The organism is uncultured Helicobacter sp. (genome assembly GCF_937906905.1).
In the GTDB taxonomy this organism is placed as follows: domain Bacteria; phylum Campylobacterota; class Campylobacteria; order Campylobacterales; family Helicobacteraceae; genus Helicobacter_B.
The window spans coordinates 225820-248340 of sequence record NZ_CALERY010000002.1 but is presented as its reverse complement, the minus strand read 5'-3'; the positions used below and the strand labels follow the sequence as shown (position 1 = coordinate 248340).

The window sequence follows — 22521 nt, the reverse complement described above, 5'->3', positions numbered from 1 at the left end:
CCCTTAGCCCAAATGGGTAATCCACCAAGCAAGAGTATGTCAATCGCCACCAAAATCCACTTTGCGCTAGATTCTTAGCTTTTAGATTCTGCTATGTGGCTCATTCATAGAGTCGCATTTATCGCGCAAAGCTAATCAAAATCAAATCCCTATGTCTCCACCACATCATCGGCATAGACTTTGATGCTATGTGTTGGGTATCGCATATAAATGCTTGCGACTTCTTGTGTGAAATCGCTTTGCTCTGGGGAATTATGCGTGATGAGCGGGGGGAGAATGTTGAGCTTGGCGCGAGAATCTAGCCGCGCATAGAGGAGGGCGAGCTTGGCGCTGCGATTGATGAGCGGGTAGATGAGACGCAGCTGCTCGCAGGTGAAGCCCTCAAGCTCCAGGGATTCTAGCACGCGCGGCAGTGCGCTTGCCTGGTAGCAGAAAATCAGCTCTCCCCGCGGGGTCAGTAGGCGTTTGCTCTGGTGTATCCACGCTCGTAGCGGGAGCGCGCGCTCATAGCGGGCTAGGGCTAGATGCGTATTTGTGGATTCTAGTGTGCCACCATGGTAGAAAGGTGGATTTGCGATAAGAGTATCAAATCGCTGGGGCTTGGTGGTGGAAGCTGTATGTGCCATATTTGTGCTAGATTCTGCCCTAGAATCTTGATTGGACATTCGCGGAGGATTTAGTATAGAGAGTGCTGTATTTGGTATGTCAGGATCTAAAAAATCTGCGCAAACTACCTCGCAAAATCCGCTTTGATATTTGCTTGTATCGCTACTATGGGGTGCTATGTGCTGGGCGCGATATGTGGTGGTTTGCGTGGAGTGTGTGCGGAGATTTTGGAGATTTGTGCGCGCATTTATCGTCGCAAGATATGCCATGGTCGGGTTACGCTCGATTGCCACGACTTGTGCGCCAAAATGTAGCGCACAAGCAACCCCTAAAATCCCGCAGCCTGTGCCCATATCCAGCACGCGCATAGGTCTTTTTAGGGGTTTGGTATGCTGGGTTTGTAAGTGCTTTTTAGTGGTATTTGTAGGTAGATTAGCAGGAGTGCTAGAGAGAAAATTCGCCGCGAAATCCAGCAGCAATAAGCTATCGCTATTATACGCATAGCCATCAGCGAGCTGGTAGAATCTCAAGGCTTGAGCCATAGGAGCAAGTCCTCGCCTAGCTGGGTTGTGTGCAGCAGGGTGAAATGAGTCATGGATTCTGCGCTGAAACTAGAGAGGGGGATATCTCGCATGGGGGAAAATCCATGCGCAGCAAGTGTGGTGGAGAGATGAAGCAGCATGAGCTTTGGCATGGTGGCAAAATGCTCGATAGTGCAGAGTGTGTGAAAAAGCCCAAATCCCCCCTCTATGATATGAAAGCCTTGGATATGCAGGTCTTGAATACATGGTGTTTGTGGAGCATGGCAAGTGCTTGAAATGTGCGGAGTGCCTGGAGTCTGGTGGGTTTGCACTCTGGTGCTTGGCTGGCTAGCTTTGGCAAAATCCACCAAAAAATCCCGCTCATCATAGAAGCGCACCACACGATTAAACGCTTCGTCAAAAAGCGGCATAGAGCGATCGATGTTTGTAGGATTTGTTGTGAAAATCCCTACATCTGGGAGCTGTGAGCCATAGATTTTGCTTGCATAGCGTGTATCAAGCCGCGGTCTATCTGCGCGTGCGGTTGCTCCAGAGATAATGATATTGTCCGCTACTGCACGCTGATTGTGCGTAAATTCTCTCGATTTCTCCCCAGAAATCTGCCCACTTTTATAATCACCATTAAGCCTAGAAGCGAGTTTAAACACACAAAACCCACCACTTTCCCGATATGCTAGAAATGGATAAAGTAGATCTTGTGCTTTTTGTAGTAGGTGTGGATTAGTAAAAAACTCTACCAAAATCTCATGCCCAGATTCTCGCCCCTCGCGCACAAGCCTCGCTGCCCCTCCCGCACTCTCCCCCCACTCATCGCGCGCGGCGATAAGCACACGCTTAAGTCCAAGCGCAGCAATGAGCTTGGCACAAGGTGGGGTTTTCCCAGTGTGGTTGCAGGGCTCAAGTGTTAGGATAAGTGTTTTGCCAGAGAATCTTCCCCCATGGCATGCGCATAAGAACGCATGGATTGCCGCGGAGTTTGTGGGCAAGTCAGCAAGCGTTACATCGCCAAACCCCCTTTGCTCTTGCTGAAATTGCTCCCAAAGTGGCGCAAGCGCAAGCAGCGCGCGCTCTTTTTTTTGCGGATTTTGTGTGTGATTCTCGCGCGTTATGAGTGCTACAAATGCCCAAAATAGTGCCAGCACTTCGGCATGAGGTAGTCCAGCTTTCTGGTGAGCCTCTAGGCTTAGGATTTCGTGGTTTTCATCATATACAGCTGCACCCACAGCAGGGTTTGGCAATGTGAGAGTTTGGTATTCCCATGCTTTTTGCATACAGCGCTCTAGCACTAGTTCATCGATATACATACCTCTGTGCCCTTGTCTTTATTCCGCGGCTTTTGTGATTCTGGGTGTAGATAGCGCGCGATTGTGCGGGCATTTTACTCTTTTAGAGCTTGTGCTACAATAGCATGCGCACCAATCCACATCAAGGACATAGTATGCTTGATAGCATTTCTCTTCTCACTAGGCTTAAATCCCTTGATCTTCTCGCGAATGCCAGTCCATGGTGGTGGGAGAGAGCGCTAAGCTTTGATGTAGTTATAGGCGCGATCCTAACCCAAAATACCAAATGGGAAAATGTCGAGCGCTCATTGGAGAATCTACGCACCGCTGGGATTCTGGTTTGCACCAATTCTAGTAGGGGAGAATCCAGTGAGCAGAGCCTTCAAAACCTTGCAAACTGCAATTCTATCGAGTCTTTTATCATTCCTAGTGGATTTTACCGACAAAAATCTACCAGAATCCTCGCTCTCGCCCGAGATATCCTTGCAGAGTTTGGGAGCTTTGAGCGATTTGGGCTTGAAGTGAGCCGTGAATGGCTGCTTGCGCGCAAGGGTATAGGATTTGAAAGCGCAGATTCTATCTTAAACTATGCGTGCGGTAGGGCTATTATGGTCGTAGATAGTTATAGCGCACGATTGCTTGGCGCACTTGGCAGAGAGATGGAGTCCTACGAGGATATCCAGCAGTGGTTTATGAATCTTACTACGCGTGATCTTGCTGGGCTGTATGGGGATTTGGCGTATAGTGAGATAGGGCTAGCACAGATTTATGCGCGCTATCATGGGAAAATTGTCGAGTTTAGTAAGCAAAAGCTTCCTATACAAAGGCTTTTAGATGTAGATTTTGGGAGCTTTGATAAATGAGCGCACTGGAGTATTTTGAAGCGATTTGTCATATCCCTCACCGCTCATTTCACACCCAAGCATTAGGTGAGTTTCTCTGTGCAGAGTGCGTGCGCTTAGGCTATATTGTGCAAAAAGATTGTGCTGGTAATATCTATGCACATAGGGCGAGAGAGGGGTCTTGGGGGCAGGATTTTGGCAAGGATTTTGGTGCGGAGCCCTTCTCTCCAGAATCTTCCCAAAAAGCTCATGCCCCAAAGGTTTGTTTGCAAGCGCATTATGATATGGTAGGCGTAGGGGCAGCAGCGCACGGAGAGCCTCTAGAGCTCTGGCATGATGGGCAGTATTTACGCGCTAGAGATTCTTCGCTTGGCGCAGATAATGGCGCAGCGATTGCGGCGATTCTCTGGCTCATGGAGCAGGGGGTGGGGGATTTTGAGGTGCTTTTTACTAATGATGAGGAGGTGGGGCTTTGCGGGGCAAATGCACTCGAGCTAGCCATATCTGCGCCGTTTTTGTTAAATTTAGATAGTGAATTTTTTGGCGAGATTATTGTGGGTTGTGCTGGTGGATTTGACGCAGTGTGCGAGATCCCAGCGCATGAAATCACTTATGAAAACACTGCCCATACACAGAGCTTCACACATGCAATCCCAGCGCGAGAATCTGGAAAATCTAATGAACTTGTCGTGCTTAGTGTGGAGAGCTTTGGCTTCATTGGGGGACATAGTGGGGTGGATATCCACAAAGACATCGCTTCAAGTATTGTAGAGTTTTTTAAACTATCTAGCGTTATATACGAAGATATAGATAAAAAACTCTACAATATTATGAAGCCCCAGCTTCTAAGCCTGCATGCTGGGGAGAAGTCAAACTCTATTGCCGTGGGGCTTCGTGCGAGAATCGCACTTCCCTCACTTCCGCCTATGCTTCTCTCCGCACTTCCCAGCGCGCCCCTGTATGAATCCCCTATATCCACTGCTGATGTGGTTGATAGGGATTCTGGGCTGGATTCTCCCTATCGCATAGAATCCACCGCACCGAGCATTGTAGATACTGATGGTATAGCGCAGTATGAATGGCGGATTTTCCTTGATGGGAGCAAGGACAATGGGAGTGCAGGCTTTATCGTGCGTGTAGAATCTAGCCCGGAGTCCCTGCGAGAATCTAGCGCGCCAGAATCTATAATAGATTCTACTTTATCTCCCCAGCACAGAGCGCTTTGGGGCTGGGATTTGGGCAGGCTCGCGGAGTTTGTCGCCACACTTGGACATGGTGTGCATGCGCGTTCATCACACATCGTGCAAAGCTCGCTCAATATCGCGCTTGCCCACACCACCGAGCTAGATTCTACACGGGATCAAGCCCCAGTCCAAGAATCCTTAGGTTCCACCCCAACATGCCTTGCCCAAGAATCTAGCTCCACACAATCTATACCAGAATCTACTACTCAAAGCCCCATACCCACGCTTATTTTCACACTAAAAGCGCGTGCCAATACTGATGCTCTCATGGAGACTTTGCGCACGCACATCGCCCACACTGCGCAGGCGTATTGCCCAAATCCTGCTACAATTAGCAACTCCTACTCACCCTGGCAGCGTCAGCTCGCTGATGATGACCCACATCTTCGCGCGATTATCGATGGATTTGCACATCGGCACACAGAGGTGGGCGAGATCCATGCGGGGCTAGAGTGCGGGATACTCTATGGGCGATTTTGCTCCATGGGGTTAGCACCTGTGGCGATGGCAAGTATTGGTCCTACAATTTTGTATCCCCATTCGACAAAAGAGCGGCTAGATCTTGGGAGCTTCGAGGAGTTTTTGCAAGTATTGGAGCGGATTTTGAAAAGCTTGTAGCGCAAAATCTTAAGATGTGCTCGATGATTTGAGATAAGCATTATATGTATTGTTTAAAGGATAGTGATTTGGCTAGAGTGATTTTGATGATGGGCGCTTTGTTACTAGCATTTGTCTTACATGCCAAGCCTAGTGTGGCAGAATCTACCCCGCTCGCACTAGATTCTAGCCCCGCAGAATCCACCACAGACCCCACTCCAAAATCCACCTCCTCCCAACTTCCCGCTTCTAATTCCTCCCGCAGCCCATTCTCTTTTACCAAGCTTTATCAGCCCATTAGTATCGCCAAGCGCTCCTATGGCTCTTTCTCCATAGGCTACTCGCAAAATTATTTGCACACTCCACGCATTACCCTACGCGCGCCAGATTCTAGCGCGAGCCCAGCGCCTAGTCCCGCTGCCAGCCAATCTACCTTAGATTCTAGCTTCTCGCGTGTGGCTCGTGGAGTGTTTTTCGGGCTTGAGCGGGGGCTGCACTGGGCAGGCTCTGGGGAGATGGCTTCAAGTAACGCATTCATGCTAGGAGGCTATGTCAATGGCGTCGCAGCCCAAGACTATTCGCTGAATTTTGGCTTGCGCGCGAGCTATCTTATCGCCCGCTATGTGATCCCAAGTATCGGCATAAGCTACAACCTCCAGCATATTACTTTCCCCAACGACCCTAATCAATACAATATTCATGGTGCGAATTTCAATGCAGGGCTTTTTGTCAATCTCATGCGAGGTTTTGGGCTCAAAGCCGAGGCGAGCTACGCCTATCCACTCGTGGTGTTGCGCGGGGTAAATGCGCGCGCGTATGGCGAGCCGAAGTTTTTTGGATTTTCGTTTGTGGTGAGCGTGTGTTACTACGACTTCTCAATCTAGGGCTAGATTGTAATGCGCTGTCCCACTCTGGCTAAATTGCAGACTCCTAGCATGTAGCTAGTGAGTCTAGGAGCTTTTGCTTGGCTTCTGGATAGGCTGCTAGGAGAGCTTGGAGCTGGGAGTCATTTTGGTTTTGGCTGACATTGATTTCCCAGAGATTTGGGCTTTCAAATACTGCGATAGCAGGCTCACTAGAGTGCCCCAGCGCGCCAGATATGAGCACTTTTTCTACATCATTTAGCACACTCATGATAAAAAACCATAGATCATCAGCATGCGGGCAGAGCGCTAGAATCTGCTTGGTAGCATAGAAGCGCTCATCAAACGCATGAGGCGGATAGAGCGTGCCAGAGACCCCTAGAAAAGAGAGTGCGATATGTGGGCGGGATTCTTGTATGATAGGGGTGTAGTATTCAAGCGAGATTCCAAGTGCGTGGGCAATCTCTTCAATGTAAGATGAATTGGTATGGATACATGTAGGAAAGCGTGCATAGGAAGCGCGCAGAAGCTTAATGAGCTGCGAGTCATAAATTTGATCATCATCGATAGTGATGATTGCATGCTCTGGGTATGTCTGGAAAGAGTAGAATAGCTTATTATACACGCGGAGATTTTCGCGCACCCAGTGGATATGCAGCAGCCCAAGGCGCGCAAACACTCGCAGGATAAGTGGGAGGCGCCGCTTGGGAAACTCCTCCTCACTTAGGAAAAGCGCTATGGTGAAATCTCTATCACTCTGGGTGAAAAGCGAGTAGAGTGTGTGGTGAAGATAGCCTATGCGCGCGGGGAAAGAGGTGAGCGATACTGCTAATGGTGCTGGGGGATTGGTCTGCTTTGGGCTAGATTCTGTGTTTGTAGATTTGGCTTGGGCGGGGTTTTGAATGGAGTTTTGGGAGCTAGGAGAATCCGGATCGTATGGAGTGGATTCTGGGGTGGTTAGTTGGTTATCCCCCCCCCCCATGGAATTTAGGTGCTATGCCTAGTGCGCATACGCATTTGCTGCAACATACCTCGCAGATAAAAGCGCTGATACGGAGATTTCGCAGGGCTACGCTTGTAGATGAAGTGGAGCTTGATGATCTGGCGCTCATTAAGAAAGCGCAGCAATATAGGCTTTATGATGGATTTTCTGGCGTATGTGATAAAACGCATAAGACTCCTTTGGTTTGGGATATGGCTGACATGGCTCACTTACTATTGTAGGCATGATCGAGCAGCGCTTGGATACTTTTACCCGCAGGGGTGTTGGTATTAGCGCGATCGTAGTGGGGGCTGGGCTTGGCGCCAAGATCCAGCAGCCGCCGCGCAAGATCAAGATCGCTAGATAGTGCTACCTCTCCTAGTAGGCTTGCATTTCTATCATCGCGGGCATTGATGTCTGCACCCTTGGCGATAAATAGCTCGATGAGCTCGCGTTTATCGCAGTAATATATGCCTTGATCTTCCCAGAATTTGCCTGCGAAATTTGGCGACATGGAGAACTTGCGGTAGAACTCTAGCAGTGGGATTTGTGTTTTACCATCAATTTCCGCGCTGTGGTTTGGGCTGGCTCCGTGCTCTAGGAGCGCGCGGATAGAGCGGCAGGTCTTTTGCATATCGGTTTGGTTTATGGCGTAGAGCAGAGGCGTGTAGCCTTCATTGTCAGGCTCTTCTGGATCAGCTCCAAACTCCAGCAGCAGCGCAGTAAGCTTTGGATTTTCAATCGCTAGGATCAATAAGGGTGTGCCATAGTCATCAAGCAAATTAGGGTTGAGTTTATGTTTGAGCGCAGAATACACGCCATCAGCGTTATTTTCCTTGATAGCGTGCAGAAGCGCAGTGCTGGAGTCATAGCCTGGGAGAAGGCGATAGGATATGCTTGCTTGAGAAGTTGCAGGGGCTTGTTCTTTGGCTCTTTGTTCGGGTGTCTTTTCAAACATCTTGGGGTCAAGCGCGGCGTATTTGCTAGCAAAATATCCTAGACTCTCGCGTGGTGCATGCTCTACGCGCTCGTCCATAGCTTCTAGCACGAGTGCGTAGGCTGTGTATTGCCTATACATGGTGATGATGTTTTCGAGCTTGTAGATTCTGTCTTTCAAGTCGCGCTGGGTGATAGGCGACTCTATACCAATGCTTAGGGCATCTATTTGGGTGCTAAGCTTTTCTATCGCAGCTTTATAGGGTGCTGGGTCATCAATGAGAATATGGGCTTGGTAGGAGTGTTTGGAGAGTTTTTTGTAGGTGATTTTGGGCTGGATAAACTGCGCGCTAGATTCTAGGGTGATGTGGCTAATATGACTTAGAGTCTCTTCTGTATCGCTGGATTCTGGCTTTTGGTGCTGGGATTGGGTGATTTCATGGCGGGCTTTTACTTGCACGATGATACTCTGGGAGAGTTCATCAAGCGCGGCACTCTTGGCTTCTTCTGCGCTAGTGGCACTGGCGGTGGATTCTAAGGATTTGGCATAGAGAGAGATACAAGGGGCAAGTAGGAGTAGTGGCAAGAGAAATCGTAGGGTAAGTGGCACTTTCATGAGTCTCCTTAGGTGTATGGGATTTAGAAATGAGTGTGTTTGTGTTCTCCTGGCTAATCAAGGGTGCAAGTGTAGCATAATCACGCCTCTTTGTGTTTTGAGTGGATTTTGGTTGGATTTTACTAGGGCTCTAGCGCTCTGCCAAGTGCGCTAGAAAAACGCTCTTCCTTACTCACACTCTCAATAATCCGCCCAGAATCTAGCAGCATGAGCCGATCGCAGTGGCGTCGCGCGAGCGCGATGTCGTGTGTGATAAAAAGCAAGGACTTATGCTTTTTGTATGAGATTGGTGATAGTTTGGGGGGTATGGATTCTAGATATATTGGGTTTTTACTTGATTTTTTGGGTATATAGGATTCTTGATGTAAAAAACTCCCAGAATCTACCCCGCGATCAAGATAGCTCCACACGCGCTCCTCCAGCGCGAAATCCAGCGCAGAAGTCGCTTCATCAAGAATAAGCAGTGCCGGATCTATGCAAAGCGCGCGGATAAGGTTCATGCGTGCAGCTTGTCCGCCAGAGAGCATGCTAGGATAGGCAAAAAGCAGCTCCCTATCGAGCTCCAACTGCGAGCATAGTGGGAAGAGAATCTGCTCTTGTGTGCTTGTATCATGTATGTCAAGTAGTGCGCGTAGCCCTTGTGTGAGACTTTCCCAGATAGGTTTGCGTGGATTAAAGGCGCTTAGCGGATCTTGGAAGAGCAGCTGCACCTCGCGGTAGAATCCCCTGCGTGCTTTTATATCCATGCGAGATTGGCTCACGCTTGTTTCTCTGTGTCCTGCACTCGCTTTAGCGCTCCTATGTAGCGTGGGGTGCGGTGGATTCTGGCTAGATTCTTGTGCGTTTGGTGGAGTGTAGATGAGCTTGCCAAAGTCGTAGGGCTCTAGCCGCGCGATAATCCTAGCCAGCGTGCTTTTCCCACTGCCACTGCGACCTATGATTGCGACTTTTTCTCCTTGCATAATTTGTAGCGAGATAGAATCAAGCACATTTGTGGCAGCGATTTGTCTATCAAGCGGGCTTGGGGATCTGGGTGTATAAGATTTGCAGAGCGCATGGAGAGAGATGATAGGGGTGGTTTGGATTCTAGGGAGAGGTTTGGTTTGCGCTATTGGCTGGCTTGTGGATAATGTCGGTGCTTGAGATCTAGTAGATCTTGTAATGGGTGGGTGAGAATCTAGGCTTGCTAGTGAAGCGCTCTGTATGGGTGCGGAAATTTTCCCAGAATCCAGCATATAGCACACATCGCTTTTGCGCATAAGTGTGTGATCATGCGTGATAAGTAGCACGCCAAGCCCCTTTGCTTTTGTGGCTTCATCGGTGTTTGGGCTGGTGGTGTGCAGGGTAGGGTTCTCGCATAGCTCACGCAGGAGATGTAGAATCTCACGCGTGCAGATACTATCCAAATCGCTTGTCCCCTCATCACAGATAAGAAATTCCGCCCCGCTAAGCAGCGCGATAGCAATCATAACGCGCTGGAGCATGCCACCACTTAGCTCATGAGCATAGCATGCAAGCACGCGCTCCTCCAGCCCTAGCCGCTGAAATAGCGCAAGCACACCAGAGAGTGCCTCATCGTGTTTATATATTGCCCCATCACGAGCACCACACGCATGCGAGCGTAAAGTTTCTAGGATATGGGTTTTCATCGTATAGATAGGGTTGAAGCAGGTGCGGGGGGCTTGCATGATTATAGCGCAGCTTTTTCTTACTTCTTTCCCAGATATAGGGATATCATCTAGCAAAATCTGCCCAGAATCTAGTGTGAGATTTGGTGGGAGCAGTCCTTGCAATGTGAGTGCGCAGAGACTTTTCCCGCTACCACTTTGCCCAGCAAGTGCAGTGATTTGCCCGCGTGTGATTGCGAGAGAAACTTCTTTTAGCAGCTGTTTCTCCCCAAATCTTACGCTTACACGATCAAGTCTTAGCTTATGCGCCATGATACATATCCTCCAAATGCAGCGAAAAATACCGCTGCAAACTATCGCCCAGCAGTGAGAAAAGCGCCACGCATACAAAGAGCGCGACCCCAGGGTAGAGTAGCAGCTCTGGCGCGCTGTAAAGATACTCGCGCATATCGCCAAGCATGACTCCCCACTCCGCTAGCGGAGGCTGCACGCCAAGCCCGATAAATGATAGCCCTGCGATATGTAGCATGATATGCCCAATATCCATGGTAGCGAGCACGAGGATATGCAGGGTGATTGTGGGGGCAAAATTGCTCCAGAAGTTTCCCCAGAAGCTTACGCCTTGCATGTAGCTAGCGGCGATATACTCTTGTGCGCGCAAAGATTGGGTGAGTGATCGTGCGATACGCGCGTAGAATGCCCAGTGTGTGAGCGCGATTGCGATGATGACATTTGCCAGCCCACTGCCTAGCACACTGATGAAAAACAGCGCTAGCACCAGTGTAGGCAGACTTAAGAAAACATCGCACACACGCATAATGAGCCTATCCCACACACCCCCTAGCATACTAGAAGCCCAGCCTATGCTAATCCCAGCAGCCATAGCAAGTATGATGATACACGCGCTCGCTTCTAGTGAGATATAGGCGCCATAGACAAGCCGCGTAAGCATGTCTCGCCCTAGATGATCGCAGCCCAGCCAGTGTGTGCTACTAGGTGGGGCGAATCGCTGGGAAAGATCCATAGAATCTGGCGCATAGGGGCTGAAAATGGGAGTAAGGAGCAGTAGGAGAGCTAGGAGCGCAAGCCCTGTGATGGCGAGTTTGCCTTGCAGGGAGAAGCGTTTGTGTAGGTGTGAATGCTGGTGTTTGCGCAGAGAGGAGAATCGTGATTCTAGCGTGGGGGATTGTGCTTGTGTAGATTTTGTTTTCATGGGTTTTGTTTATGGCTGGATTCTAGGGTCGAGATAGGCGCAGATGAGGTCGACAAGCAGATTTGATAGCGTGAAAACTACGCACAGCACTAGGATAAAGCACTGGATAACAGGATAGTCGTGGTTGTTGATTGCTTGGATACAATACAGCCCAATCCCTGGAATAGCAAAAATACTCTCCACCACCAGCGCACCACCAAGCAGTTCCCCCACATGCATGCCAATCATCGCTAGCAGCGGGAGGAGGGCATTGGTAAATATATGGCGAAAGGTGATAAGGCTTCTGGGAAGCAGGCGTGCTTTGGCATAGATGACATGGCGCGCACTAGAGGCTTCAATCATGTTCGCGCGTAGCACACGAGCGCTCACGCAAGCAGACATAAGTGCGATGGCAATGCTTGGGAGGATAAAGCTTGCTGGTGAGCCATTCCATACCGCAGGCAGCCACCCTAGCGTGATACTAAACCCCCATACCAGCAAAAATGCCAGCCAAAAGCTTGGCATACACACACCAATGAAGCAAAAAAGACTTATAAGCATATCTGGGATTCTGCCCTGATAGAGTGCGCCAAGCGTGCCTAGGATTACCGAGCAGATGATGACAAGCACAAGCCCAGCTCCTACCAGCGCTAGTGTCGTAGGCAGCAGCGAGAAAAACTCGCTCGCCACTTCCTTCCCGCTCATAAATGAGCTACCAAAATCTAGCCAAATAGCCCTGCCAAGCCACGAGATATATTGCAGTAGCAGTGGCTCATCAAGTCCAAATTTCGCGCGAGTAAGCGCTAGATTCTCGGGTGTGCTTGGGAGATTAGAGAGGGAGAGATACTGCGCCACAGGGTCTCCTCCGCCAAGTCGCAGCAGCATGAAAACTCCAAACGATGCCACCAGCAACACAGGCAGCAAATAGAGCAAGCGAATAAATGTGTATCGCCAGAATCTACTATGCCAAAATCCAGCGTGCCAGAATCTGGGGCAAGAGTTTTTCCCAAAGCTTGCTTGAGTGGTTATCATGCCACTAGAATCTAGCATGCTAGGTGTGGGCGGTGTGGTGGCTGTGGAATCTTGGTTTGCTGGATTTTGGAGGCTCATGGGGGATTGTCGATCCTTTGGGGTCATTTGCGATACCACTTGGCTACGGGGAGATCCATGATATTTACGCCCATATCTATGCCCTCTATGTCGCTTCGGGTGAGGGCGAGATTGCGCTCATGGGCGAGCGGGAGAATGGTAGCGCTTTCTGTGATAAGTGCTAGTGCTTGGCGTAAATGCTTTTCCATTATTGTAGTGTTTGTGGCAAATACCGCGCGATTGATTTGCTCATAGATTTGGGTTTTTTGTGGGAGATTGGCAAATAGCGTGTATTCTATATGTCCTTGTGCCTGCATGGAGTAGAGATGGCTTAATGGCTCATAGGGTGCGCCCCAAGTCTGCGCAAACGCCAGATCAAAGTGCCCAGAAACGACACTACGCGTGTAAGCACTAGGCTCTATGCCTTTGAGTGCTATGGGGATATGGTAGGATTTGGCTTGGGCTTGGATAATCTCTGCGAGCATTTTTTGGGCTGGGTTATTGCTGATAAATATTAGCTCTAGTGGTTTAGCTGGGTTTATAAGCGCAGAAAGTGTGCGAGCGTGGGTATGGTTAGTCGCACTGGGTGATTTAGATTCTGGGGTTTTGGTATCTAGGCTGGCAAGCAAGGTTGAGTTTGGCGCATAGAGAGAATGCGCTTTGGTAGCGAGATTTCCATAGACATAGTGGATAAGCGTATCGACATCAATCAAGCTGATGAGTGCTTCGCGGGTGGATTGTGTGGCGAGAGCGGGGGAGTTTGGGTTTAGCACAAGCGAGATTGTAAAGGCACTCGGGCTTGTATATGCGCGCAAGACTGAATCGCGGCTTGTGGAGTTGCTTGGATTCTTGGGCTGCGCGCTTTGTGCGCGGACAATCTGGCTAAAACTATCAAGCGAGATAGAATCCTGTCCATAGATGACATCGACTTGCCCGGTCTTAAGCGCGGCGAGCTTGGAGTTTGGGTCAAAGATTATGCGTGCGATGATCGTGTCAAAATATGGCACTTTTCCACTCTCTCTATCCGTATAGTAGGGATTTATTGTGAATATTTCTTGAGATTTCTCATGGCTAGCTAGGGTATAAGCGCCTGTGCCTATGGGGGTAGGGTCGTGTTTGCTTAAGTCAAGATCGCTTGGGAATGCGCTAGGAGCGAGAAAGCGAAATGGTCGCACGAAAGAAAGCTCATTTAGCGTGGGAGTGTAGGGGTATTTGAGTATGAGCGTGATTGTGTGGCTATCTTGCTTCTGGACAGATTCCAGTGCGCGCGTGAGCCCTGCCCAGCTGTGCGCCTCTCTATGACGCAGGATTGATTGGAAGTTGAGAATCACAGCATCAGCGTCAAACACCTCGCCGTTAGAGAATCTAACACCCTCTCGCAGGCGAAATGTATAGCGTTTGCCATCAGGGCTTATCTTCCATGAGATGGCGAGACTTGGGATAATATCACCCTTGGTATCAAGCTTGGTTAGCCCCTCATAGACAAGGTCTTGGGCAAACATTGCATTACTCCCATAGCCTTGGGGATTTATCGCGCCCACAGGGGAGGATATGGCGATAGTGAGTGTTTTGGTAGATTGGGCGCTTAGGCTTGCTGGCAGATAGATTGCTATGGCAAGGGGTATTGGAAGCGCCGCATGGAGAATCTTCCCCAATTGCCCATAAAATCTGCGAAATATTGAAAGTCTCATTATCGTCCCCTAGTTTATTGGAATATCCACTTAGGATACATGAGACGCAATTATATTATTAAAATTTTTATTTATGTAATATTTAGTCAAGTGGAGCTAGGTGAGGGTCTGGATTATATGGCTAGATCTAGCAGCGTGCTTGGCAGTGATTTTTAAGCTCTTTTCAAGCTTTTTGTCCCCAATGCACATCAAGTTTATGCCAAGATTGTGGATAGCATTTAGGCATAGCGCCATTCCAGAGGTATACGCTAGGGACGCAAACGATTTTATCTGGGTTTGCGATGAGATACGCAGCCCAGAAGCTGAAAGTCGAGTTTGCGATTATAGCGTGCTCACAGCTTGCCATGAGAGCCAGATCATCTGTGGCGTTGCTTTCATCATCATTGCCCATGAAGACAAATTCGGCTTTCTCGCATAGCCTAGAATCTAGGAGGGAGAGGAGATTTTCTCTGCACCATGCCAGATCATCACTAAACACAAACACCACCGGGCGATGCAAATATGAAGTGATAAGCCTAAGCGCGCCGTTGTAGTAAGCACTTCCAGCCTTGACATACTCCCAGTTTTCTGCCCGCAGATAGTCTCCTCGGCGGATATGGAGGAAGACAGAATTGCTTGTGCGTTTTATTTGGGTTTGGAGGGTTTTTGTGGATTCTCTCATATGGCATGGGGTAAATTCCTTGCGTAGGATAGAATCTATCTGGGCGAAATAGCAAAGATTTGTAAAATCTCCTTCAAAATATTTATACTGATGGAATCGGCGATGTGCATGAAAATCTTGCTCGAGCTTGGCAGAATCTCGAGTATGTATGAGGGCGTAGATGGCTCTAGCATAGGGCTTGTTTCTATGGAGAAGTCTTTGCCATGCCTTATGATATATGCAGCTATAGTAATCAAGCCAGGAGTTGCACTCATGGTGCAAGATCGGCAGGCTAATTTGAAATCTAGTAAGCTCGAGATTGCGAGTGTGGGGGTTGGAGTTTAGTGTGCTGGAATCTAAAGAATATTTAGAGTCCCCCCCCCTATCTGCTCATGGGCAGTGGCTGGGGCTATGAGTTTTGCATTCTTTGTGATGGCGCGTATATTGGGGCGTTTGGTATAACCCCAGCTCGCATCGAGCGCGATGTCAAACCCACGATGCGCAAGAGCACGCGCGAAAGCATATTGGAACATTTGGTTTCCAAGCCCACCTTGAAGTAAAACTTTCATCATACTCTATTCCTTGTGATCTGTATTTTGGGCAATTTGCTTGCGCTGCTCTGTCATTTGCCCTGTGCGAAGTCGCGCTCATAGATTCTAACCATAACGATGAAAAACGCCGTGATCGCAGGTCCTATGATAATGCCCCAGAATCCACACGCAGAGAGTCCTGCAAAAATGGCAAAAAATATCACAAATTCATTGATATTGAGCGGCTTATCTAAGAGCTTGCGATTGACTATGCGGATAAGAAAGGGCTTGATAATATTATCGATAACAAAGCCGATAAAAATAACGCTATATATCACCAAAACCACCGCTTGCACCACTTCGCCTTGCGCATACAAAACAAGCCCCACAGGCAGCCACACAAGCGCACCGCCCACGATTGGGATAAGTGAGCAAAGCCCATATAGCACGCCAAGCAGCACACCATCTAGCCCAAAGGCACTTGCTAGCACCCCAAAGGTAAAGCCCTGCAAACAGACATTTAAGATTGTAGAGAAAAACACCACGCGTAGCACGCCACTTACATCTGCGGCTATAAGGTCGATTTGCTCATCGCGCACGGGCAGGAGCTTACGCACATACCCATACCACGCCCCACCATAGTAGAAAAACACCGATAAAAACAGCACGATGAAGCACGCATCAACCACAAAGCCCACGCTACTTTTGCCCACTATGGTGCTAAGGCGACTCACAAAGCCAGCGATTGATGAGAAAGAAAAGTTTGCTAGCACATCTTGGGCTTGGATAAAGGGCAGATAATGCAGCGCACTGCGGATAAGCTCTTTGATTTGGAGAAACCACACTTCTGCTTGCTTCCAATCCACCCCTAGAATCCCCACTGCCCCACGATGGATCACAAAATACAGCGGGATAATAAATAATGCCAGCAAGATAAGCACGCTAAGGGCAGAGGCAAGCAGATTGCTCCTAGTCTTGTGGTAGCAAAACTCCTTGATCCAATAAGTCGCGATACAAAGCAGTGCCGCGATAATTATCGTGTATAAAAAGGCGTAGTAAAGCCATATAATTAGCCCAAGAGATAGTGCAAACGCACAGGCGAAAAATATCTTTTTTTGCTGCGATTGTGGGTTAGAATCCACTTTTGCTCCTTTTGTGTTTGTTACTTATGATTGCCACGCCACTTTTCAAGCCTCGCGATGACAGAAAATAGGCGTTTCCCTAGAATCCACTTTTCACACTCAGCCCCTTGTTCTTCTTCAAAGGATTCTAGGAATTGCGGTGGGGCTGTGGCTGCTTTGCGCTATTTTTGAGGTAGGAGTTACCTAGAGCGGTAATGACTGCCCCAAAAATAGCGCAATCAACCGCATTGCTCACCCAAAGCTGAATCCCTACTAGCAAAAGCCAAATCCATCATATCCCCCCTAGCCGCTCTCCGCCTAGTATATGAAAATGCAAATGCGGCACTTCCTGCCCACTATCTGTGCCTGTATTGGTGATAAGCCGATAGCCGCTCTGCTTAATCCCTGCAACTTCTACAACCTCTAAGATAAACGCGCTAAATCGCCCCATAAGCTCTGGGGTGATGTCGTTGAAGTCTTTTAGCTCGCGCTTTGGGATCGCTAGGATATGCACCTTTGCCTTTGGGGCGATGTCATAAAATGCCAAAAACTCATCACTCTCATAGACTTTTTTGCAAGGAAGCTCGCCTCGCACAATTTTGCTAAAGATTGTCATCGCTACTCCTTTGGGATATGTATATAAGACTTGCACTGCGCAACTTATAGCCGCTAGAATCTAGCAGCTATAAGTCGTCAAAAACTCAAATGGATGCGGGCGGGCTTCCCAGGGCCAGATTTCTGTCTCAAACTTATAGGCTTTATAAGTTTGGATAAACTCTTCGCTAAACACCCCACCCTCTTTCAAATACGCCTTATCTACGAGCATTTCTTCAATAGCGTGGCGTAGCGTGTGGGGCAGCTGCTTAATGCCCTTTTCTCTAATTTCATCTAATGTTAGCTCAAAGAGATTGATCTCCATAGGCTTGCCCGGATCGATTTTGTTCCTAATCCCATCAAGCCCCGCGCACAAAAGACTTGCAAAGGCGAGGTAAGGATTTGCCGAGCTATCAGGGAATCGAAACTCCATTCGTTTTGCTTTGCCTCCGCTGTTGTGCGGGATTCTAATGCTAGCACTTCGATTTTGCGCGGAGTAGCTAAGAATGCTTGGCGCTTCAAAGCCCGGGATTAAGCGTTTATAGGAGTTTGTGCTAGGGTTTGTGAAAGCGGCTAATGCCCTTGCGTGCTTCAGCACTCCGCCAAGGAAGTGGAGTGCTGTATCGCTTAGTCCTTGATATTTATCTCCGCAGAAGAGATTCTCACCATTTTTCCAAATGCTAATATGCACATGCATGCCACTGCCGTTATCGCCATACAAGGGCTTTGGCATAAAGGTCGCAGTTTTGCCATTGAGATGAGCGACCATTTTGACGACATATTTGAGCTTTTGGACATTATCTGCTGCTTCTAGCATATCGCCAAATTTCACGCCTATTTCGCCTTGTGCTTGTGCGGCTTCGTGATGCACCACAAAGGTCTCTAGCCCCACTTGGTTGAGCACCTTTACCATCTCCGCACGCAAATCCACCATAGAATCCACCGGAGCCACAGGGAAGTATCCGCCCTTAGTCCCGGGGCGATGCCCGATATTGACACCTTCAAACTCTTTAGCGCGATTCCACTCGCCCTCTTCGGAATCCAGCTCGTAGTATTGGCAATTTACCGCGTCCTTTATCTTTATAGAATCAAAGACGAAAAACTCATTCTCTGGTCCATAATACGCCACATCGCCAATACCGCTCTCGCGTAAAAATTTCATCGCGCGTTTTACGATAGAGCGCGGGCATTTTTCATAGGGCTCGTTTTTGTAAATATCCCACACATCGCAGAACACCACCGCCGTGGTATCCGCAGTAAAAGGATCGATGAAGTAGCGCACAGGATCAGGGATAATCATCATATCCGATTTATTCACTGGCTGCCATGCAGGGATAGAGCTTGCGTCAAAGGGTAGCCCTTGGAAGCTTTCTTCATCAATTGCAGAGCGTGAGAAACTCATGTGATGCCACACACCCTTAATATCTGTGAAGCGGAAGTCGATAAACTCCACTTCATTGTCATCGCAGAATCTAAAAAACTCCGCCACCGCCACTTTATCAATGTTTGCTACTGCCATTATCGCTCCTTGCTTGGTGTTGTAAATGCGCGAAATAAAGCCAAAAACAAAGCCGCAGTATAGCAAAACTAAGTAAAAGCGAGAATCTAGCCCATCTGCCTGTCTTGCAGTCCTGCGACTTTAGTGATAGTTCGCTGCAAAATATTTTGATTTATCGCGCTTTTGGTTACAATTGAGCACAAATCTTCCATACAAGTTTTTGTAATCCAAGCACATTCACCAAAGAGTGTCAATAAGGAGTGTCAATGAGTCAAACCACCACTCTCTACCCCACCAATCTCGCAGAAGAAGAGATAAAAGCCAGAATCAAGCAGGATTTTTTCAGCCTAAATCCCACGCACCCAGAGCTACTCGAAGTTTTTAGCATGAAAGATTCTAAGCTTGACAAAGATACTAAAGCCATTTTAGGTGCGCTTGATTGCAGTGCAATTTTAGGGCGGATTGACTTTTGTGTGAGTTTTACTAGCAAAACACTTTTTGAGCCCATAAACTTTTTGTGGGCAGAGGCGAAAAAGGGCAACAAGGCTGACATCATCGAGTCTTTGATCCAGCTTATCCTTACCATAGGCAAGGAGCGCACGCAGGAATCCTACCTGCCTCCGCTATTTTTAGGAGCTTTTGATTGTGAGAAAATCGCCTTTATCCCTTATCACGAGGTGATGAGCGTATTTTCCCAAAATGACTTCAATTGGAATGTTACACCAAGCAATCACGATAGCAAAGAGTTTAAGCAGCTCCAAGGCACACTAAGTGCGCTGCTAGATTCTAAAAAGCTCCAGTTTGATCTCAAAAATGACGCCAAAGAGTTGCGAGCTTTTATCCTAGCCAACTTCACGCTAAGCAATGACCAAATCCACAAAATCCCCATTAGTAAAAACAACTTTATGAGCGTGTATCAAAAATGGCTTGCAAGCGTGAAAGATTCTATTTGGATAGATTGGGAAGCTGCGAGAAAATCAAATATCATTGAAGCGGATTTTTTCTTGGCAGACCTATTGAGTATTGATAATCAAAGCATTAAAGAAAAGCTTTTTGTGGTTTTAGAGCATAATCACTACGAGCTTATGCGTGAGAAAAACTCGCTAGGGCTTTTTAGCGGGCAGCGGGCAGAGTTTAGAGATGAGCAAAAAGCCCATATAGCCTTTTGGAATCTCTATGAGAGACCGCCTAAAGAGGAGTATTGGGAGTTTATCATCTCGCGCCGAGATATGCTTGTGCCAAGCGACATTAGAGAGCGCAAAGGCTCATTTTTCACCCCGCAGATCTGGGTAGAAAAAGCACAGAGCTACCTTGAAAAAGCCTTAGGGGAGGAGTGGCAGGAGGAGTATTATATCTGGGATTGTGCCGCAGGGACGGGCAACCTACTGGCAAATCTCAACAACCCTGCGCGTATTTTTGCCTCCACGCTTGATGTGCCCGATGTAGATGTGATGAAAGAGCTCTCTCGCAATGCCTCTCTGCCGCTACTAGAAAATCATATCTTTCAGTTTGATTTTCTAAATGATAGCTTGGACTCTCATGCTCCAGAATCTAAACTGCCTAAGAAGCTGCGGCAAATCCTAGCCGATGAAAATGAGCGCAAAAAGCTGATTATATTCATCAATCCACCCTATGCAGAAGCTGGCACAACAGCACAAACCACAGGCACAGGCAAAAATAAAGATGGCGTAAGCCTAGGTAATGCCACCTATGAACGCTACAAAGATTCTATGGGGAAGGCGAGTAATGAGCTTTTCGCACAATTTTTCTTTAGAATCTACAATGAGATTCCACACTGCCACCTAGCCGCCTTTTCAAAATTGAAATACATTAACTCTAGTAATTTTGTAAAGTTTAGAGAGACTTTTCAAGCAAAGTTTCTAAAAGGCTTTATCGCTCCAGCTTACACCTTTGATAATGTCAAAGGAAACTTCCCCATAGGCTTTTTGATATGGGATTTAAGCCAAAAAGAATAGTAATAAGCTAAAGCACAAATATTTTGCTAGAATCCAAAAAATACACTAAGGAGTAGAAAATGACTTTGATATTAGAAAATGTAGATACAAACACCTTGCGTGTTATAGAATCTTTACAAGGATTAAATAAAGACTTGCAAATAGAAGTGCAAGATGAATGCCCTATTTGTAAAGCCCACGACTACACACCAAGCAAAAAAGCAGCAAAAAAGCTAAAAAAATCGCTTAAAGAGATTGAGAAAAAACGCAAGAAAGGCACACTAAAATCTTTTGACAGCATAGAGGAGCTAAAAGCGGAGCTTCTATCGTGAAATACACAATCACCTATACAAAAGCTTTTAAAAAAGACTTTAAAAAGTTAAGCCCAAAAGACCAAGAGCATACGCTAGAGATTCTCACACGCCTTGCTAATGGTGAGAGTCTAGAGCCAAAATACAAAGACCACGCACTTAAAGGAGAGTATGCAAATTGTAGGGACTGCCATATCCGCGCCTTGTTTAGTGCTGATTTATCGTTACAATGATGACTTTTTAGAACTAGTGGCAATGCGTATTAGTAGCCATAGCGAAGTGTTTTAAATTTGATAAAAGGAGCAGAAATGACTTTGATATTAGAAAATGTAGATTCTAAACTTTTGCAAGTGATTGAAAGCCTAAAAGGCTTAAAAAGTGATTTAAAGATTACAAAAGAGCCAGAATCTAAAAGCGATTTTGAAAGTGTAAGAGAGCAGTTAAAAAACAAGTTACAAGACCCAGAGATTCGCTCAGTATTTGAAAGGCTAAAAGATAAATGAGATATTTAAGCTTACAAGAAGTGCAAAAAATCCACGATGATATGCTAGATGAAATAGGCGGACTAAAAGGGGCAAACCCTAAGCAAATCGCTCTTTTAGATTCTGCTTTAACACAAATCCAAAATGATGATTATTACCCAAGATTTATAGATAAGCTTACGCATATAATGTTTGCCTGTGTGAAGTTTCACCCCTTTGCAGATGGTAATAAACGCACCGCATTGCTTATCGGCGATGCCTTTATAACGCTCAACCACAAAGCCACGCCAAAAGACTTCTATCAAAAGCTAGAAGACATTATCGTTAGCGTAGCAAGTGATGAGCTAAGTAAAGATGAGCTAAAACAGATTCTAAGCGATATGCTAAAAGGCATTGAATGAAAAAGAGCATAACCCTAGATACTTTTGATGAAAACGGGGCGAGTTTAGGAAAAAAGCGATTTTATACAACGCTAGACAATAAAGAAAGCATTAACAAGTGGCTAAAAACTTTTGAGCCAACAACAGATTCTATTCTTGGAATTTTAATGGCTGACTCCCCAGATTTTCAACACAATAATCATATAGCAATATTAAATTTTATGCCAACAAACAATCAAATGAAAAACACCATAACACCAAATAATCTCATTCCAACAAGCATTTACTTCTCCGTCCGTCATTGTATTAAAGCCACTTGGATAAATGATAGAGACCAATTCCTAAGCCCAAATACAAAATGGGAAAAGGACACAGAGTTTCATAGCGACTGCCTTGCCTTTATGCTATTTCACGGACAAAATAGAATCACTTGCAAAGAGGGCATAAATCACTTTATCCCCTTTAGTGAAAAAGATATAGACGCAGCTGAAGCCTTTGAATCTTACTTTATGCAAGACTTTTTGCAAGGCAAAATCAAGCCAGATTCTAAAAGCACTGATAGTAAAAGCTTGTTTAAAGATGAGCTAGACTTTATTCCCACAAAGCCACTAATTTTTAGCGATGAAGCAAAAGAAGTGCTACAAGCAGGAAAAGAGCTTTTTAAGCACTACCACGAACAAACACGAGATTCTAAAGACTACAACCCAAACGCCGCACTCTATGACATCAAAGCCCACTTTCAAGGCTTTAATGACAAAGGCAAAATGAACCCACCCCAAAAAGCCCAAGATGAAGCCTACAAGCAAAAGCTAGGAGAGCTCAACTACACCTTAAAAAACTTAGCCAAAAAGATAGAAGTAAAAGTCTATGAATACGGCTTTTTGCTAAAGTAGATTTAA

The 22521-nt window shown here is 47.0% G+C and carries 22 protein-coding genes and 2 pseudogenes; 10 read left to right on the top strand and 14 right to left on the bottom strand.

The annotated features are described in order from the left end of the window. Positions 1 to 149 precede the first annotated feature (149 nt). Complete coding sequence (locus tag Q0171_RS01220; protein WP_299325811.1) at positions 150 to 1148, bottom strand: 50S ribosomal protein L11 methyltransferase; 999 nt, start codon at positions 1146 to 1148, stop codon at positions 150 to 152. 491 nt (positions 1149 to 1639) lie between these two features. Beyond that, positions 1640 to 2452, bottom strand: a pseudogene (ribD, locus tag Q0171_RS08585) (bifunctional diaminohydroxyphosphoribosylaminopyrimidine deaminase/5-amino-6-(5-phosphoribosylamino)uracil reductase RibD); the annotation flags it as partial. A gap of 134 nt (positions 2453 to 2586) precedes the next feature. Here ribD and Q0171_RS01210 point away from each other — a divergent pair. The 3 genes from Q0171_RS01210 to Q0171_RS01200 all read left to right on the top strand — a co-directional run bounded on the left by Q0171_RS01210 (position 2587) and on the right by Q0171_RS01200 (position 5998). Then, positions 2587 to 3294, top strand: coding sequence for a 3-methyladenine DNA glycosylase (locus Q0171_RS01210; protein ID WP_299325809.1), 708 nt, complete (start codon positions 2587 to 2589; stop codon positions 3292 to 3294). After that, entirely contained in the window at positions 3291 to 5135 is a 1845-nt protein-coding gene (locus Q0171_RS01205; protein ID WP_299325808.1) for a M20/M25/M40 family metallo-hydrolase, read from the top strand. The genes Q0171_RS01210 and Q0171_RS01205 overlap by 4 nt, the downstream gene beginning before the upstream one ends. 68 nt (positions 5136 to 5203) lie before the next feature. Further along, positions 5204 to 5998, top strand: a complete 795-nt coding sequence (locus Q0171_RS01200) for a hypothetical protein (RefSeq protein WP_299325807.1) — start codon at positions 5204 to 5206, stop codon at positions 5996 to 5998. Between the two features lie 46 nt (positions 5999 to 6044). Here the strand turns inward: Q0171_RS01200 and Q0171_RS01195 are convergent, their stop codons facing one another. The 8 genes from Q0171_RS01195 to Q0171_RS01160 form a co-directional block, all read right to left on the bottom strand. Further along, positions 6045 to 6959: a glycosyltransferase family 2 protein gene (locus tag Q0171_RS01195; protein ID WP_299325806.1), complete on the bottom strand. Its 915-nt coding sequence runs from the start codon at positions 6957 to 6959 to the stop codon at positions 6045 to 6047. 5 nt (positions 6960 to 6964) lie between these two features. Then, positions 6965 to 7150, bottom strand: a complete 186-nt coding sequence (locus Q0171_RS01190; RefSeq protein ID WP_299325805.1) for a hypothetical protein — start codon at positions 7148 to 7150, stop codon at positions 6965 to 6967. A 35-nt stretch (positions 7151 to 7185) separates the two neighbouring features. Beyond that, positions 7186 to 8511 carry an ankyrin repeat domain-containing protein gene (locus Q0171_RS01185; RefSeq protein WP_299325804.1) on the bottom strand — a complete coding sequence of 442 codons (1326 nt, stop codon included), beginning with the start codon at positions 8509 to 8511 and terminating at the stop codon, positions 7186 to 7188. 122 nt (positions 8512 to 8633) lie between these two features. Beyond that, the gene (locus Q0171_RS01180) at positions 8634 to 10451 is read right to left on the bottom strand and encodes an ATP-binding cassette domain-containing protein (RefSeq protein ID WP_299325803.1); all 1818 of its coding nucleotides are present in this window, start codon (positions 10449 to 10451) and stop codon (positions 8634 to 8636) included. Further along, positions 10441 to 11352 carry an ABC transporter permease subunit gene (locus Q0171_RS01175; RefSeq protein WP_299325802.1) on the bottom strand — a complete coding sequence of 304 codons (912 nt, stop codon included), beginning with the start codon at positions 11350 to 11352 and terminating at the stop codon, positions 10441 to 10443. Before Q0171_RS01175 ends, Q0171_RS01180 begins: the two co-directional genes overlap by 11 nt. Before the next feature lie 9 nt (positions 11353 to 11361). After that, the gene (locus Q0171_RS01170; protein ID WP_299325801.1) at positions 11362 to 12441 is read right to left on the bottom strand and encodes an ABC transporter permease subunit; all 1080 of its coding nucleotides are present in this window, start codon (positions 12439 to 12441) and stop codon (positions 11362 to 11364) included. A gap of 23 nt (positions 12442 to 12464) precedes the next feature. After that, positions 12465 to 14111: an ABC transporter substrate-binding protein gene (locus Q0171_RS01165; RefSeq protein ID WP_299325800.1), complete on the bottom strand. Its 1647-nt coding sequence runs from the start codon at positions 14109 to 14111 to the stop codon at positions 12465 to 12467. Between the two features lie 163 nt (positions 14112 to 14274). Then, entirely contained in the window at positions 14275 to 14922 is a 648-nt protein-coding gene (locus Q0171_RS01160; protein WP_299325885.1) for an alpha-1,2-fucosyltransferase, read from the bottom strand. Here Q0171_RS01160 and Q0171_RS01155 point away from each other — a divergent pair. Then, positions 14875 to 15096: a hypothetical protein gene (locus tag Q0171_RS01155; RefSeq protein WP_299325894.1), complete on the top strand. Its 222-nt coding sequence runs from the start codon at positions 14875 to 14877 to the stop codon at positions 15094 to 15096. The two genes, Q0171_RS01160 and Q0171_RS01155, sit on opposite strands and share 48 nt — an antisense overlap. 11 nt (positions 15097 to 15107) lie before the next feature. Here Q0171_RS01155 and Q0171_RS01150 read toward each other — a convergent pair whose 3' ends face one another. The 4 genes from Q0171_RS01150 to glnA all read right to left on the bottom strand — a co-directional run bounded on the left by Q0171_RS01150 (position 15108) and on the right by glnA (position 18515). After that, positions 15108 to 15323, bottom strand: coding sequence for a hypothetical protein (locus Q0171_RS01150; RefSeq protein WP_299325798.1), 216 nt, complete (start codon positions 15321 to 15323; stop codon positions 15108 to 15110). 50 nt (positions 15324 to 15373) lie between these two features. Next, positions 15374 to 16423 carry an AI-2E family transporter gene (locus Q0171_RS01145; protein ID WP_299325796.1) on the bottom strand — a complete coding sequence of 350 codons (1050 nt, stop codon included), beginning with the start codon at positions 16421 to 16423 and terminating at the stop codon, positions 15374 to 15376. Positions 16424 to 16694: 271 nt separating this feature from the next. Continuing rightward, the gene (locus tag Q0171_RS01140) at positions 16695 to 17018 is read right to left on the bottom strand and encodes a histidine triad nucleotide-binding protein (protein WP_299325795.1); all 324 of its coding nucleotides are present in this window, start codon (positions 17016 to 17018) and stop codon (positions 16695 to 16697) included. A 60-nt stretch (positions 17019 to 17078) separates the two neighbouring features. Continuing rightward, positions 17079 to 18515 carry a type I glutamate--ammonia ligase gene (gene glnA, locus Q0171_RS01135; protein ID WP_299325794.1) on the bottom strand — a complete coding sequence of 479 codons (1437 nt, stop codon included), beginning with the start codon at positions 18513 to 18515 and terminating at the stop codon, positions 17079 to 17081. 245 nt (positions 18516 to 18760) lie between these two features. Here glnA and Q0171_RS01130 point away from each other — a divergent pair, with 245 nt between their 5' ends. From Q0171_RS01130 to Q0171_RS01105, 6 genes and pseudogenes are all read left to right on the top strand, one after another. Then, positions 18761 to 20470, top strand: a complete 1710-nt coding sequence (locus tag Q0171_RS01130) for a hypothetical protein (protein ID WP_299325793.1) — start codon at positions 18761 to 18763, stop codon at positions 20468 to 20470. Between the two features lie 59 nt (positions 20471 to 20529). Continuing rightward, entirely contained in the window at positions 20530 to 20781 is a 252-nt protein-coding gene (locus tag Q0171_RS01125) for a hypothetical protein (RefSeq protein WP_237014292.1), read from the top strand. Further along, a pseudogene (locus Q0171_RS01120) lies at positions 20778 to 21048 on the top strand (type II toxin-antitoxin system YafQ family toxin). Before Q0171_RS01125 ends, Q0171_RS01120 begins: the two are co-directional and overlap by 4 nt. 20 nt (positions 21049 to 21068) lie before the next feature. Continuing rightward, complete coding sequence (locus Q0171_RS01115) at positions 21069 to 21263, top strand: hypothetical protein (RefSeq protein WP_082199456.1); 195 nt, start codon at positions 21069 to 21071, stop codon at positions 21261 to 21263. Beyond that, positions 21260 to 21643, top strand: coding sequence for a type II toxin-antitoxin system death-on-curing family toxin (locus Q0171_RS01110; RefSeq protein WP_299325786.1), 384 nt, complete (start codon positions 21260 to 21262; stop codon positions 21641 to 21643). The genes Q0171_RS01115 and Q0171_RS01110 overlap by 4 nt, the downstream gene beginning before the upstream one ends. Beyond that, positions 21640 to 22515, top strand: a complete 876-nt coding sequence (locus Q0171_RS01105; RefSeq protein WP_299325784.1) for a hypothetical protein — start codon at positions 21640 to 21642, stop codon at positions 22513 to 22515. The genes Q0171_RS01110 and Q0171_RS01105 overlap by 4 nt, the downstream gene beginning before the upstream one ends. Positions 22516 to 22521: the final 6 nt, after the last annotated feature.